Source organism: Methylorubrum zatmanii, from assembly GCF_014845115.1.
Taxonomy (GTDB): Bacteria; Pseudomonadota; Alphaproteobacteria; order Rhizobiales; family Beijerinckiaceae; genus Methylobacterium; species Methylobacterium zatmanii.
On record NZ_NKUI01000234.1, the window covers coordinates 1 to 12,770 of the forward strand.

Here is a 12,770-nt window from a genome sequence, read left to right on the forward strand (position 1 = left end):
CCACAACCGGGCCGAGGCGCTGCGCCTCGGCCCGGTTGTGGCTGATGCGTGCTTCCAACTCCTCGATGGAGGAGGGGCCGACGCAGAGCTTCAGGAGATGCAGGGCCATGATCGGGGCCGCTATACAGCATCGGCCCGAAAAGTGGCTGCCGGTTTTCGGGTCAGCCGATGCGGCACATCAGCGGCATCGGCCCGAAAAGTGGCTGCCGATTTTTGGGTCAGCCGATGCGACAAGTCCGCAGAACCGGCTCGGACAACGGGGCCGGCTTCCGTAGGCCCGGCAGCGGGAGGGGCGGCGAGGTGCCGCTCCTCTTCCTCACGCGAACAGGGCGATCTTCTCCTCGATGCTCAGCGAGTCGAGGTCGGGGAAGGCCGTGGCGAGGTCATCCTCCGCCTCCGGTTCGGTCACGGGAGCAGCGGGTTCCGCAGCGGCCAGGAAGGTGAGATCGCGCGTCTCCGGTTCGCGCGGATCGCCCTCAGGCTCCTCCGCAACGGTGTCCGTCTCGAACGAAGCGGGGACCGGTTCCGCCGCCGGCTCGGCCCCGGCGACCGTCTCGGACGCTTCCGCCAGCATGTCTTCCGGCACGACTGCTTCTGCAACGGACGCTTCGGCGACGATCTCTTCGGCGACCGTGGACTCGGCGAGCGTTGCGACCGCTGCAAGCGCTTCCACGGGAGCGGTCTCCGCCGGGGCGGCCGCGCTCTCGCTCGTCGGCGCGAGGTGCTTCGGGCTCTCCGGCAGGAAGGCGAGGTCGCCGTCGAGGGTGACCGACGGCAGGGGCGGCAGGGCGGAGCTGGCCGGCGCCGAGCTCTCCATGTCGAGGAAGCGGTCGACATCGCTCTGGTCGAGCCACGGGGCGGCCTTGTTGCGGTCGTCCTCGTCGATCGAGGGCACCGCATCGGTGGAAGAGCCCCAGATGCCGATCATCGAGGCGATGCGGTCCTCGAGATAGCGCAGGGTGTGCACCACACGGCTCGTGCGCTGTGCGGTGAGATCCTGGAAAGAGCAGGCGGTGTAGATCTGCGTGGCATGCCGGTCGAGGGCGTCGCACAGCTCCGAATCGGCCCCACCCTCGCGCAGCGTCCAGGCTGCCTCCTGCACTTCCTCGGCGGCGCTGAGGATATCGGAGGTCGCCCGTTCGGTGGCGCGCACGATGGCGTCCAGGGCTTCGGAGGCGACGGTGAGACGGCTCTCGCCGTGATCGGGCTGGGACAGGGCTGCCACCTCCGCCCGGGTCCGGGCGATGGCGTCGGCCATTTCCATCAGGTCGCCCCGGAAGCGCCCGACATCGTCGCCCCGGTCGGCGGTGACGACGGTCTCGATCCGCCGGATCGCATCCAGCAGCACGCCGGTATCCGCGTTGCGGTTGCGTCGGGCATATTCCGTCAGGAACCAGCGGCCCCGCTCGGTCTCCCGAACGGCGTCCTCGATGGCATCGTATTGCGAGGCGTCCAAAGGCGTCAGGGAACGGGTACTCGACATCACACCCCGCAAAGACGCGGCCTCCGCGGAGGGAGCGCCGTGACGATTAACGGTCGGGGCGAGATTGACAGGCGCACTTTAACGGCGGCTTACGGTTTTCCGCGTCGCGTGCGCCGAGGCGCGGTTTTCAACCGCTCGGACCGGTGGCGCACTTCGCCGTGTCTCCTTCCCTTTTCCCGGCCCGCTCCGTGTCAGCGCCCTCCCCGACCGGCGAGCCCGATCCGTTCCGGCTCGGCCTGCTCTACACATTCGTCTTCGTCGAAATCGGCATCGCCATGCCGTTCATGCCGGTCTGGCTCGGCGCACTCGGGCTCGATGCCGGGCTGATCGGCCTGTTGCTCGCCCTGCCCATCGCCACCAAGGTGATCGCGACGCGGCCGCTGATGGGGCTGATCGACCGGGGTGTGCGCCCGCGCACGTTGCTCGTCGCCGGCAGTCTGGCTCTGGCGGCGAGCTACGCGCTGATGCCGCCCGCCGCCGCCTGGGCGGTGGCGCCGCTCGCCGGATTGATCGTCCTCAACGCCGTGGCGCAGGCGCCGCTCGTGCCGAGCATCGATTACCTGACGCTCGCCGCCGCCCGGCGCTCGCCCCGGATCGGCTATGCCCGGATCCGGATGTGCGGGTCGGTCGGCTTCCTGGCGGCGAATCTCGCGGGCGGAGCCCTGCTCGGAATGCTGGGCGACCGGGTGGCGGTGCCGCTGCTGCTCACCGGGCTCGCCCTCGGCGCGACATTCATCGCGGCCGTCGGACACGATTCGGCGACCGGCACCGCACCGCGACCGGCCTCGGTGGTGCCCCCGCCCCTGCCCCCGGTCCTGAGGCTCTCCATCGGTGCGGCGGCGCTGATCCAGGCGAGTCATGCGGCGGTCTACGCCTTCGGCAGCCTCGACTGGTCCCGCCACGGCGTCCCGACACCCTGGATCGGAGCGCTGTGGGCCACGGGCGTCGCCGCCGAGATCGCGCTGTTCGCCCTCATCGGCCGCTGGCCCGCCCGCTGGCGCAGCCCGTTCCGCCTGCTCGGCCTCGGCGCCGGGGCTGCCCTGGTGCGGGCTCTCGGCCTCGGGCTGGCGCAGGGCGACCTTGCCCTGCTCCTGCCGCTGCAGGTGCTGCACGGCCTCACCTTCGGCGCGACCCATCTCGGCGTCATGGCGGCGGTCTCCGGCTTCGCGCCGGAGGGCGCCCGCGGCCGGGCTCAGGGCACGGTCGGGGCCTCGACCGCCTTCGTCTCGGCGCTGGCGACCCTGGCCTGCGGCGCGATCTACCGCGCGCTCGGCGGATCGGCGACCTTCGTGGCGATGGCGCCCCTGGCGCTGGCGGGCCTCGCCCTCGTGGTGCTGGCGCGCCGGGCTCGGGGGCGTCCGGAAACGGGACGGTTTGGCGGCGGCTCCGGCGATGCGATATAGGTAACGCTTAAGTCTTTTGCCCTCCCCTTCCCGGGGCGGCAGCGGGAGCGGCGGCGTGCGGATCGCGGACGGCTCAAATGCCTTGGATGCTGCGGGGGCCGACCTCGACGCCGGCAGCGGCCGCGTGCTGCTGCACGGGCGCTGGACGGCCGATCAGGGACCGGCGGTCGAGAGCGCCTCGGCGCGCATCGCCGCGCAAGGCTTGAGCCGGCCCGTCCTGGTGGATCTGAGCGGGCTGACGCGGCTCGATACCCTCGGCGCCTGGGTGCTGGAGCGGACCCGCGCCGAGATCGAGGCGGCGGGGGGGCGGCTGGCCTATGCCGGCGCCCGGCCCGAGCACCGCATCCTGCTCGGCGAGATGGGCCTGCGCGAGCCCGAGCCCACCCCGCGGGATACCCGCAACCCACTGATCCGCTTCCTCGATTCCACCGGTCGACGGGTGATCCGCGGCGGCGGCGAGGTCCTGGCGGGTCTCGCCTTCCTCGGCGAGGTGGTCGCCGCCGCCGGGCGCGTCGCCCGCCGGCCGCAGAGCTTCCGCCTCGCGGCGCTTGTCAACCAGCTCGAACAGGTCGCCTTTCGCGGCGTGCCGATCATCGTCCTGATCTCGTTCCTCGTCGGCGGCATCGTCGCGCAGCAGGGCATCTTCCAGCTCCAGCGCTTCGGCGCCCAGAGCTTCGTCGTGAACCTGATCGGCCTGCTGATCCTGCGCGAACTCGGCGTGCTGCTCACCTCGATCATGGTGGCCGGCCGCTCCGGCTCGGCCTTCACCGCCGAGATCGGCTCCATGCGCATGCGCGAGGAGGTCGATGCCCTGCGGGTGATGGGGCTCGATCCCGTCGAGATCCTGATCCTGCCGCGGATTCTCGCGCTGGTGATCGGCCTGCCGATCCTGGCCTTCCTCGGCTCCCTGGCGGCTTTGGCGGGCGGCGGCCTGACCGCCGCTCTCTATGGCGGCATGACGGTGGACGCCTTCCTGGCCCGGCTCCAGGCGGCGGTGTCGTTCCACCATTTCGCCGTCGGGCTGATCAAGGCGCCGTTCATGGCGCTGACCATCGGAATCATCGCGACGATCGAGGGGTTCGCGGTCGAAGGCTCGGCGGAATCTCTCGGTCGCCACGTCACCGCCTCAGTCGTCAAGTCAATCTTCATGGTAATCGTGCTGGATGGACTCTTCGCGGTGTTCTTCGCCGCGATCAATTTCTAGCGCGTCGCCTGAAAACCGAATTCGGGACGATGCGCGAAGCCCCGTCTTCGCCGTGCTTTTGTGAAAAGCCGGCGACGAAGGCCGGGCGACGCTCTGAAACCGCGCGAGCAGACGATTTGAAAGACACCTTGGCCCATACCGTCCCAGGCGCCCGTCCCCCCTCGCCCGAGGTCGATGCGATCATTCGCGTCCGCGACCTCGTGGTCGGCTTCGGCCACCGCACGGTGATGAAGGGGCTCGACCTCGACATCCGCCGCGGCGAGATCCTCGGATTCGTCGGTCCTTCGGGGCAGGGCAAATCGGTCCTGACGCGAACGATCCTCGGGCTGGTGCCGAAGCGTTCCGGCACCATCGAGATCTTCGGCGAGGACGTGGACGGCCTCACCCTGGCGCGGCGGCGCCAGCTCGAGCAGCGCTGGGGCGTGCTGTTCCAGCAGGGCGCGCTGTTCTCGGGCCTCACGGTCAAGCAGAACATCCAGATGCCGATGCGCGAGCATCTGAAGCTGTCCGAGCGCCTGCTCGACGAGTTCGCCCGCCTCAAGATCGAGATGGTCGGCCTCAAGCCGGATGCCGCCGACAAATATCCCTCGGAATTGTCCGGCGGCATGATCAAGCGGGCGGCGCTCGCCCGCTCCCTGGCCCTCGACCCCGAGATCCTGTTCCTCGACGAGCCGACCTCCGGCCTCGATCCCATCGGCGCGGGCGAATTCGACGACCTCGTCTCGACCCTGAAGAAGACGCTGGGGCTGACCGTCTTCATGGTCACCCACGACCTCGACAGCCTCTACACCGCCTGCGACCGCATCGCCGCCCTCGGCGACGGCCGGATCATCGCCGAGGGCACCATCGACGAGATGCTGGCGAGCGACCATCCGTGGCTGCGCTCGTACTTCCACGGCAAGCGCGCCCGCGCCATCGCCACCCCGGCGGCAGCCGCAGCGCCGAACTACGCCCATGCTTAAGCGCGCGCGCGTCGCGCCGTCCCCGGGTGCGGTACCGCACCGCCGGGGTTCCCCGGATCGGAAACAGAGTTGAGCCGATGGAGACCCGCGCAAACTACGCCCTGATCGGTGCCTTCACCATCGGCGCCGTGATCGCTGCCTTCGGCTTCGTCTTCTGGCTCCAGGGCGGATCCCGGGGACAGGCGACCCAGGCGCTGCGGATCGTGTTCTCCGGCTCGGTCGGCGGCCTGGCCAAGGGCTCGACCGTGTCGTTCAACGGCATCAAGGTCGGCGAGGCGCTCGACGTGCGCCTGCTGCCGCAGGATCCCCGGCGGGTGGTCGCGGTGGTGCAGGTCGATCCCTCGACGCCCCTGCGCGCCGATACCCGCGCCCGGCTCGATTCGGCGATGCTGACCGGCGTCTCGCAGATCGCGCTCTCGGGCGGCAGCGCCGACGCGCCCGCGCTCAAGCCCAATTCGGGCGACCAGATGCCGACCATCTTCGCCGATTCCAGCGACATCCAGGACATGATGGCGGCGGCCAAGCAGATCGCCCAGCGCGCCGACGACGTGCTGCAGCGCCTCGACAAGGTGGTGGCCGGGAATGAAGGCGCGATCAACCGCACGCTGGCCAATGTCGAAGCCTTCTCGAAGACCCTGGCCGAAGCCGGCCCCTCCATCGCCGGCCTCGTCAAGGCGGTGGACGGCCAGCGCCTCAATCGCGTGATCGAGAATGCCGACACCTTCTCGGCCTCCCTCGCCAAATCCGGCCCCGATATCGAGGCCGGGCTTCACGATGCGCGGGTGCTGGCGGCCAAGCTCAGCGCCTCGGCCGACCGGATCGACGGCGTGCTGAAGGGGGCGGAGGGCTTCCTCGGCTCGGCCTCCGGCCAGCAGGGCGCGGGCACCTTCGCCGAGATCCGCGAGGCGGCGATCTCCGTGCGCGACGCCGGCAAGGCGTTCCGCACGCTGTCGGAGAATCTCGACAAGCGCACCGCCAACATCTCCACCAGCTTCAACCGCCTGTCGGGCACGAGCCGCCGGGAGGTCGAGGCTCTCTCGACCGATGGCCAGCGCACCCTCAACACCCTCAGCCGGGCCGCCCGCAGCCTGGAGAGGGATCCCTCCCAGGTCATCTTCGGCGGCAAGCCGTCGTTGCCGGAATACAACGGTGGCCGCTGACCACTCCTTTGTGAGGCCGATGTGCCGGCACGCACTGCGGCCGGTGAGCGTTGCCGTAAGCTTGGCGTGTAAGAGGGGGGCAACCGCCTCTTCAGCGAACGGACGGTAACCGAGCGTATGACGCGTCTTCCTCTCTTGCCTGCCCTTCCCGGACGCGGTCTGCGCGCGGGCGCCCTGGTGGCGTCTCTCGCCTTCCTCGGCGGTTGCGGCGGCGGCGCCACCCCGCTGACCTTCGACCTCGCCGCCCTCCCGGGCCAGCCCCGCGCCGGCGGCCCCGCGCGCTCCATCGTCGTGTCCGAGCCCGTCGGCCTGCAGCCGATGGAGGCCGACCGCATCATCGTGCGCGAGGCCGGCGGTTCCCTGTCCTTCCTCGGCGGCGGTCAATGGGCCGACCGCCTGCCACGCCTGATCCAGACGCGGGTGATCCAGAGCCTGGAGAATACCGGCCGCCTGCGCTCGGTCTCCCGCCCCGGCGACAAGGTGCCGTCCGAGTACCAATTGGTCAGCGAGATCCGCGAGTTCGACATCAATGCCGCCACCGGCGAGGCGGTGGTCGACCTCTCGGCCAAGCTGATCGCCGAGGGCAGCGGCCGGGTGGTCAATGCCCGGATCTTCACCGCGCGCGTGCCGGTGCAGAAGGTCGATCCGCAGAATGCCGCCGCAGGTCTCGACGCCGCCCTGAGCCGGGTGCTCGCCGATCTCGTGCGCTGGGTGAATACGGGGCGGTAGGCCCCGTTTCCTTTCACATTCGAACCCGTCTGGAGGCGAGGATGCCAGCGCCCCCGGTCGATCCGGTCGGAGCCGGCTTCCTACCAAATCCGGCTCATCCTTTCGGGATGGCGGATTGGGGCTCCGCTCAGACGCCGCGCGGGCTCCTCGATCCTGCTCCGGTCTGATCGGCCGGAGACAGGATCACTCCATCACGGCGGCTTTCATGATCACCACCATGGTCGCCCGACCCGGCGCCTCGCCGAGGCAGCGGACGCTGTGGGGGCGGTCGCAGCGGTAGCGCAGGGTCTCGCCGGCATTGGCCCGCTGCACCTCGCCGGCCACGTCGACCTCGAAGCTGCCTTCCAGCACCGAGAGCGATTCGACGGAGCCGCGCTGGTGCGGATCGGATTCGAGCACGCCGCCCGGATCGGCGGTGACGTCGTACCATTGCAGCCATTCGACGGTTTTGATCCAGCCGATGATCGCGAGCCGCACCTTGCCGTCGTCGGAGACGAGGCGCGGCGTGTCGGCCCGCGAGAAGCGCTCGATGAAGGGCTCCTCGTCCGATGTCGCGAGGACCCGCTCGATCGAGACGTCGAGGGCCTGGCTCAGCCGCCAGATCGTGGCCAGCGTCGGGTTGGTCTCGTTGCGCTCGATCTGCGAGATGATCGACTTCGCCACGCCCGATTGCTCGGCCAGTTCGGAGAGGGAGAGATTATAGGCCTTGCGCAGCCGCTGGATCGTCTTGCCGAGCTGGCCCGAGAGCACCTGGGCGCCGCTGGCGAGATCCTTCGGCCGTCCGCGCTCAAGGCTTGCCGCTATGTCCTGCATCTCGTCGGTCCGCTGAGAGTGCCCCTTCGGAACGTATCCGCGACCGGAGAGGACCCAAGGAGTCGGTCCGGAGGGCGGAGCGTCGTGCGGGGTACCGGAAGGCGTTCCGTTATCCGAACGAGCGTTTGATCTGTCAAACGCAATTCCAAGATACCGATCACTTCCAGGCCGGGTTCCCTACCGCCAGAGGGCGTGGAAATGGTGCAGCGGGCCGTGGCCATGGCCGACCGGCACCGAATCCGCCGCCCGGATCGCGGCGGTGACGTAGCTTTTCGCCGCCGCCACCGCCTCGGTGAGGCCCTGGCCGCCCGCGAGCCCGGCCGCCACCGCCGCGGACAGGGTGCAGCCGGTGCCGTGGCTGTTGCGGGTCTCGATCCGCGGCGCGGCGAAGCGGCGGAGGGTCCCGTTGGCGGCGATCAGATGATCGACGCTCTCGCGCCCCTCGCCGTGGCCGCCCTTGATCAGCACCGCCCGCGCCCCCCGTTCCAGCAGCCGCCGGCCCTGGGCCACGGCCTCGTTCTCGTGCCCGGCCTCGTTCTCGTCGAGGAGGGCAGCGGCCTCGGGCAGGTTCGGGGTCAGGATGTTGGCAAGCGGCATCAACTCGCCGCGCAGGGTCTCGATGGCTTCCTGGGAGATGAGGCGGTCGCCGCTGGTGGCGACCATCACCGGATCGAGCACCACCGGGATGCCGGCCGCGTGCCGCCGCAGGCCGTCCGCCACCGCGCGGATGGTTTCCGGCCGCGACAGCATGCCGATCTTCACCGCGCCGACCGCGAGATCGGAGAACACCGAATCGATCTGTGCCGCGACGAAATCGGCGGGCACGTCGTGAATCGCCTGCACGCCGCGGGTGTTCTGCGCCGTGAGGGCGGTGATCACGCTGGCGCCGTAGACCCGGAACGCCGCGAAGGTCTTGAGGTCGGCCTGGATACCGGCACCCCCGCTCGAATCCGAGCCGGCGATGGTCACGGCGATGGCGGTCATGGCGCGTCCCTCCTCATCCCTGCATGTCCCTAGCGGGTTCCGTCGCCACGCTGCCCCAGCGCCTCGTCGACCCGCGCGCGCAGATCCCGTGCCTTGGCCTCGGTGGCGCCGCCCTTGAACAGGGCGCCGATCAGCGCCACCCCGTCGGCGCCGGCACGGATCACCGAGGCGGCGTTGCTGGCATCGATCCCGGCGATGGCTCCGAGCGGCAGGGTCCGGCCCCGGGCGAGCCGGGCGCGGAACACGATCCGCTGCAGCCCGTCGAGGCCGACCGGCGGGTCGGGATTGTCCTTGCTGGTGGTGGAGAAGACGCCGCCGATGCAGGCATAGTCGATCGGCAGGCGGTAGAGTTCGTCGGCCTGGGCCCCGGTCTTCACCGTCAGTCCGATCACCGCGCGGGGACCGAGCAGGCGGCGCGCCTCCTCCGGGTGCAGATCCGACTGGCCGAGATGCACGCCCTCGACCCCGGCGGCGAGGGCGAGATCGATCCGGTCGTTGACGAGAAGCGGCACCCGGCCGGCAATGGCCGTGTGGATCGCCCGGATCCGGGCCAGGGCGGCGCGGGCATCCGACAGGTCCTTGTCGCGGTATTGCAGGAGCGTGGTGCCCCCGGCCACCGCCTCCGCCGCCAAGGCGGCGAGCGCGGCCGCATCGTCGCCCAGCACGCCGACATCGAGGATGCCGTAGAGGCGTAAGTCCACCGCCGTCCCGGCGGGAGGGCGGGACAGGCCGAGCCCGGTGCCGATGCTCATGGTTGTCCCCCTGCCCGCTTCCCGTGCCGCCCGCCCACCATGGCCGCTCCGATCGATGATCTCGTCCTTCGATCTAGCAGGATCGGACCGCCGCCGCGACCGGCGGGAGGCCATTCTGCGAGATGGTGCAACGTCCTGAGCAAGTCCTGCGCAAGTCCTGCGGATGAATCCGGCGGTTCCGTTGACGGTGGCGGGGCTGATCCGGCAAGAGCGCAAGGGGACATGAGCAGAGGGGGCTCGCCGGAACCGCGCCGGCCGCTGCGGGAATGCCCGAGGAGACAGGCTCGAGGCCGACGATCGAGATGAGTACGGCCGAACCGGGTGGGGCCGCTGCCGCGGCGGAGAAGGGGATGCGCGACGCGGGCGCTTCCTCGGTCGGGCTCGTGGCCGTGATCGTCGCGGCGACGGATGGCGAGCCGCGCGCCCTGACGGTCCAGGTCGCGGGACAGGCGCCGGGCCGCGAGAGCGCGCTCCCGGCGGGGCCGCTCGTGCCCGAACATGCCACCTTGGAGAAGGGCCTGCGGGCCTGGGTGGAGCAGCAGACCCACCAGCGGCTCGGCTATGTCGAGCAACTCTATACCTTCGGCGACCGCGACCGGGAGGGCGGGGATCACGGCGTCCACCTGCTGTCAGTGGCCTATCTCGCCCTGGTGCGCGAACTGCGCCCGGCGGGGCTTGCCGAGGCGGCCTGGCGCAACTGGTACCGCTACCTGCCCTGGGAGGATTTTCGCGAGGGACGGCCGGCGGCGCTCGCCGAGATCGAGGCCCGCCTGATGGCCTGGGTCGGGGCCGCTGCCGAGCCGAAGCTCCGGCGCCTGCGCGAGGACCGGGTCGGACTCAATTTCGGCATCGGCGGCGCCTGGAACGAGGAGCGCGTGCTGGAACGCTACGAACTGCTGTTCGAGGCGGGTCTGATCCCGGAGGCCAACGGGCAGGCGGGGGCCGCCGAGCCCGCCGACATCGCCGTGACCGGCCAGCCAATGGCCCACGATCACCGCCGCGTCCTCGCCACCGCGATCGGTCGCCTGCGCGGCAAGATCAAGTATCGCCCGGTGGTGTTCGAGCTGATGCCCCCGGCCTTCACCCTGCTGCAGTTGCAGCGGACGGTCGAGGCCTTGTCGGGGACGCGGCTGCACAAGCAGAACTTCCGCCGCCTCGTGGCTCAACAGGGACTGGTCGAGGAGACCGAGGTGCTGACCAGCGGCAATGCCGGGCGCCCGGCCCGGCTGGTGCGCTTCCGCCGTGAGGTGCTGCTGGAACGCCCCGCCCCCGGCGTGCGGCTCACCCCGTCACGGCGCACGCTCTGATTCCTGCTCCATCGCCCCTTTCTCGAAAGCCGGTACCACCCTTCCGAGGGTCACGGATTCTGAAACAGCCGAGCGAAATGCTCGGGGCAGCCGGCGACCAGGGTGGGAGCGCGGGGGAGGTCGGGGCGGCTGCACAGACTGAAGCCGTAATAGGGCGGCAGCAGGTCGAGTTCGGGCAGGCAGAGCCAGAGGCCGATCTCCGGCTCGGCGTCGGCGACGCTGACGAGGAGCATGCGGTTATCCGAGTCGAAAGCGGCGGCCTGATCGCGAAACAGCAGCGTGATCGAGCGGACCTCGTCCGCCGCGACGCGCTTGTGCAGCCAGATCATCGGAAAACGCCCTCCGATAAGGCGTTTGCCGGCTCGCTACGGCCGGTTCAACCGATCTCGCTGCATTGCAGAGGGGCAGGTTGGCCATGGATGAGACGGGTGCGCGAAACGTCGGCCGCCGAGCGACGGTCCGGCAGCGGCGGCGTCCTTTCGACCGGAGCGCTGTGAGGCCGCTTCGGGAGGCCGTCCGCCCTGCTCGACGATCGTTCGTGGGCCCGGTCGTGCCGGCTTCCGGCGATGGGGACGATCACCGAATACAGCATCGCCCCGGATGCGCGATCCGAGGCGATGCTTGAAACGTTCTGCTCGGCCCGCCGAGAAGGCTTCGGCCGGTTCGGATCGGGAGCGCCCTACTCTTCCTTCTTGCGGCGCGGGGCGCGGCGCTTCTTCTCCGGAGCGGGCTCCGGCTCGGCGGCGACGGGCTCCGGCACCGCTTCGGGCTCCGGCTCCGGCTCGGCGACCCGACGGCGCTGCTGGCCGAGGCCGAGGGCGCGCGCCAGTTCCGAACGCTGCTCGGAATAGCTCGCCGAGGTCATGGGGTAATCGTTCGGGAGCCCCCATTTCGCCCGGTACTGTTCCGGCGAGAGGCCGCGCAAGGTCAGATGCCGACGCAGCGTCTTGTAGGGCTTTCCATCCTCGAAGCTGACCAGGAAGTCGTGATTGACCGACTTGCGGATCTCCTGAGGCGTCGCTTTCGGCGGCCCGGTCTCGACCGAGGCGCGGCCGGCGGAGCTGACCGAGCGGATCGCTTCGTGCACCTCACCGAGAAGCTTCGGTAGTTCGGCGCTCTGGACATGATTGTTGCTGACGTAGGCAGAAACGACATCTGCCGTCAGGGTAACGAGGCGGGCGGTTTCTGCGTCCTGTTCGCTGGTGTCCATGGCGCGATCTTCTATGAGGAGGGATAAGTTCGGTAACGGTAAGCTCAGTGTCGCTGAGGAGCAAGTCATCCATAGCGAAAACGAGCGCATGCATGCCCAACAAAATGCAGTGACGCTGGTACTTCTGCGTTTTCAGGAGAGAAAAATCATCGATCTCAAGCTGCGCCCATAAAGGGAAGTGATCAATTTTAGCCTATGCGTGTTGCCGGCTGGGAATATGCCAAATGTTGGAACGATCGACGCTTTTCTTGTGAAAAATCAGCTATATCAACCGTTTATGCTCTTCATCGGTTGTTGCTCGACCATGTCCGGCGCTGCGACAACCCTTGGGAAGGAACCGTGGCCATGGCCAGGTGCGGCGTCCTGCCGCAGGATTCGGTATTTTCTGTGGATTCCGGCTCTCACCCAATCCGGTCGATCCCTTCGGGATGGCGGATCTGGGTTTCGCTCAGGCACCGCGCGGGCTTGCCAAGACGAAACCCGCTCCGATCGAGCGGAGCCCGTATCAGACCCTGCGAACGAAAAGTCTCTTGGAGATGCGGAAGCGTTTGCAACCGTTGTCGCGCGATAAAGACAGGGTAATCCGGCCCGTTGCTTGTGCCGGTTCAGTCGCGATGGCGGCAAGCCTTGAGCGGATCCTCGAATCCGACAGAGAGCGAGAGGCTCGATCCGTCTGAATCTGCTCCGGTTGATCGGACCGGAGGCAGGTTCGGCAAGCCCGCGCGGTGCCTGAGCGAAGCCCAGATCCGCCATCCCGAACGGA

General features: G+C 69.4%; 12 protein-coding genes and 1 pseudogene. 6 read left to right on the forward strand and 7 right to left on the reverse strand.

Annotated elements, in window-relative coordinates:
- Positions 1 to 109: pseudogene (locus MZTS_RS25615) on the reverse strand (DUF1489 domain-containing protein); the annotation flags it as partial.
- Positions 110 to 316: 207 nt separating this feature from the next.
- Entirely contained in the window at positions 317 to 1,483 is a 1,167-nt protein-coding gene (locus MZTS_RS22120; protein WP_192285426.1) for a hypothetical protein, read from the reverse strand.
- Between the two features lie 188 nt (positions 1,484 to 1,671).
- On the opposite strand from MZTS_RS22120, the gene MZTS_RS22125 reads away from it, so the two are divergent.
- The 5 genes from MZTS_RS22125 to MZTS_RS22145 all read left to right on the forward strand — a co-directional run bounded on the left by MZTS_RS22125 (position 1,672) and on the right by MZTS_RS22145 (position 6,941).
- Complete coding sequence (locus tag MZTS_RS22125; protein WP_192285427.1) at positions 1,672 to 2,886, forward strand: MFS transporter; 1,215 nt, start codon at positions 1,672 to 1,674, stop codon at positions 2,884 to 2,886.
- A gap of 55 nt (positions 2,887 to 2,941) precedes the next feature.
- Positions 2,942 to 4,090: an MlaE family lipid ABC transporter permease subunit gene (locus MZTS_RS22130; RefSeq protein WP_192285428.1), complete on the forward strand. Its 1,149-nt coding sequence runs from the start codon at positions 2,942 to 2,944 to the stop codon at positions 4,088 to 4,090.
- Positions 4,091 to 4,317: 227 nt separating this feature from the next.
- On the forward strand, positions 4,318 to 5,052 hold the full coding sequence (locus MZTS_RS22135; protein ID WP_378741848.1) for an ABC transporter ATP-binding protein: 735 nt from the start codon (positions 4,318 to 4,320) through the stop codon (positions 5,050 to 5,052).
- 77 nt (positions 5,053 to 5,129) lie between these two features.
- Positions 5,130 to 6,212 (forward strand): MlaD family protein, encoded by a 1,083-nt coding sequence (locus MZTS_RS22140; protein ID WP_192285429.1) that lies wholly within the window; start codon positions 5,130 to 5,132, stop codon positions 6,210 to 6,212.
- Positions 6,213 to 6,329: 117 nt separating this feature from the next.
- A complete protein-coding gene (locus MZTS_RS22145; protein ID WP_192285430.1) occupies positions 6,330 to 6,941 on the forward strand; it encodes an ABC-type transport auxiliary lipoprotein family protein in 612 nt (203 codons plus the stop codon).
- Positions 6,942 to 7,124: 183 nt separating this feature from the next.
- On the opposite strand, the gene MZTS_RS22150 is transcribed toward MZTS_RS22145, so the two are convergent.
- The 3 genes from MZTS_RS22150 to thiE form a co-directional block, all read right to left on the reverse strand.
- A complete protein-coding gene (locus tag MZTS_RS22150; RefSeq protein ID WP_192285431.1) occupies positions 7,125 to 7,754 on the reverse strand; it encodes a helix-turn-helix domain-containing protein in 630 nt (209 codons plus the stop codon).
- A gap of 177 nt (positions 7,755 to 7,931) precedes the next feature.
- Entirely contained in the window at positions 7,932 to 8,738 is an 807-nt protein-coding gene (gene thiD / locus MZTS_RS22155) for a bifunctional hydroxymethylpyrimidine kinase/phosphomethylpyrimidine kinase (RefSeq protein ID WP_192285432.1), read from the reverse strand.
- A gap of 29 nt (positions 8,739 to 8,767) precedes the next feature.
- Positions 8,768 to 9,490 carry a thiamine phosphate synthase gene (thiE, locus tag MZTS_RS22160; RefSeq protein ID WP_009865226.1) on the reverse strand — a complete coding sequence of 241 codons (723 nt, stop codon included), beginning with the start codon at positions 9,488 to 9,490 and terminating at the stop codon, positions 8,768 to 8,770.
- 302 nt (positions 9,491 to 9,792) lie between these two features.
- Between thiE and MZTS_RS22165 the strand changes: the two genes are divergently transcribed.
- Positions 9,793 to 10,797, forward strand: coding sequence for an NUDIX hydrolase (locus MZTS_RS22165; protein WP_378741781.1), 1,005 nt, complete (start codon positions 9,793 to 9,795; stop codon positions 10,795 to 10,797).
- Between the two features lie 50 nt (positions 10,798 to 10,847).
- On the opposite strand, the gene MZTS_RS22170 is transcribed toward MZTS_RS22165, so the two are convergent.
- On the reverse strand, positions 10,848 to 11,126 hold the full coding sequence (locus tag MZTS_RS22170) for a hypothetical protein (RefSeq protein ID WP_009864720.1): 279 nt from the start codon (positions 11,124 to 11,126) through the stop codon (positions 10,848 to 10,850).
- 350 nt (positions 11,127 to 11,476) lie between these two features.
- Positions 11,477 to 12,007 carry a Ros/MucR family transcriptional regulator gene (locus MZTS_RS22175; protein ID WP_192285433.1) on the reverse strand — a complete coding sequence of 177 codons (531 nt, stop codon included), beginning with the start codon at positions 12,005 to 12,007 and terminating at the stop codon, positions 11,477 to 11,479.
- Between the last annotated feature and the right edge of the window lie 763 nt (positions 12,008 to 12,770).

What these genes read in the sequence shown, in the direction of transcription:
- MZTS_RS22165 (WP_378741781.1), top strand. Translation starts at nt 9,793, where the DNA reads ATGAGTACGGCCGAACCGGGTGGGGCCGCTGCCGCGGCGGAGAAGGGG.
- MZTS_RS22150 (WP_192285431.1), bottom strand. Translation starts at nt 7,754, where the DNA reads ATGCAGGACATAGCGGCAAGCCTTGAGCGCGGACGGCCGAAGGATCTC.
- MZTS_RS22145 (WP_192285430.1), top strand. Translation starts at nt 6,330, where the DNA reads ATGACGCGTCTTCCTCTCTTGCCTGCCCTTCCCGGACGCGGTCTGCGC.
- MZTS_RS22135 (WP_378741848.1), top strand. Translation starts at nt 4,318, where the DNA reads ATGAAGGGGCTCGACCTCGACATCCGCCGCGGCGAGATCCTCGGATTC.
- thiD (WP_192285432.1), bottom strand. Translation starts at nt 8,738, where the DNA reads ATGACCGCCATCGCCGTGACCATCGCCGGCTCGGATTCGAGCGGGGGT.
- MZTS_RS22170 (WP_009864720.1), bottom strand. Translation starts at nt 11,126, where the DNA reads ATGATCTGGCTGCACAAGCGCGTCGCGGCGGACGAGGTCCGCTCGATC.
- thiE (WP_009865226.1), bottom strand. Translation starts at nt 9,490, where the DNA reads ATGAGCATCGGCACCGGGCTCGGCCTGTCCCGCCCTCCCGCCGGGACG.
- MZTS_RS22120 (WP_192285426.1), bottom strand. Translation starts at nt 1,483, where the DNA reads ATGTCGAGTACCCGTTCCCTGACGCCTTTGGACGCCTCGCAATACGAT.
- MZTS_RS22175 (WP_192285433.1), bottom strand. Translation starts at nt 12,007, where the DNA reads ATGGACACCAGCGAACAGGACGCAGAAACCGCCCGCCTCGTTACCCTG.
- MZTS_RS22140 (WP_192285429.1), top strand. Translation starts at nt 5,130, where the DNA reads ATGGAGACCCGCGCAAACTACGCCCTGATCGGTGCCTTCACCATCGGC.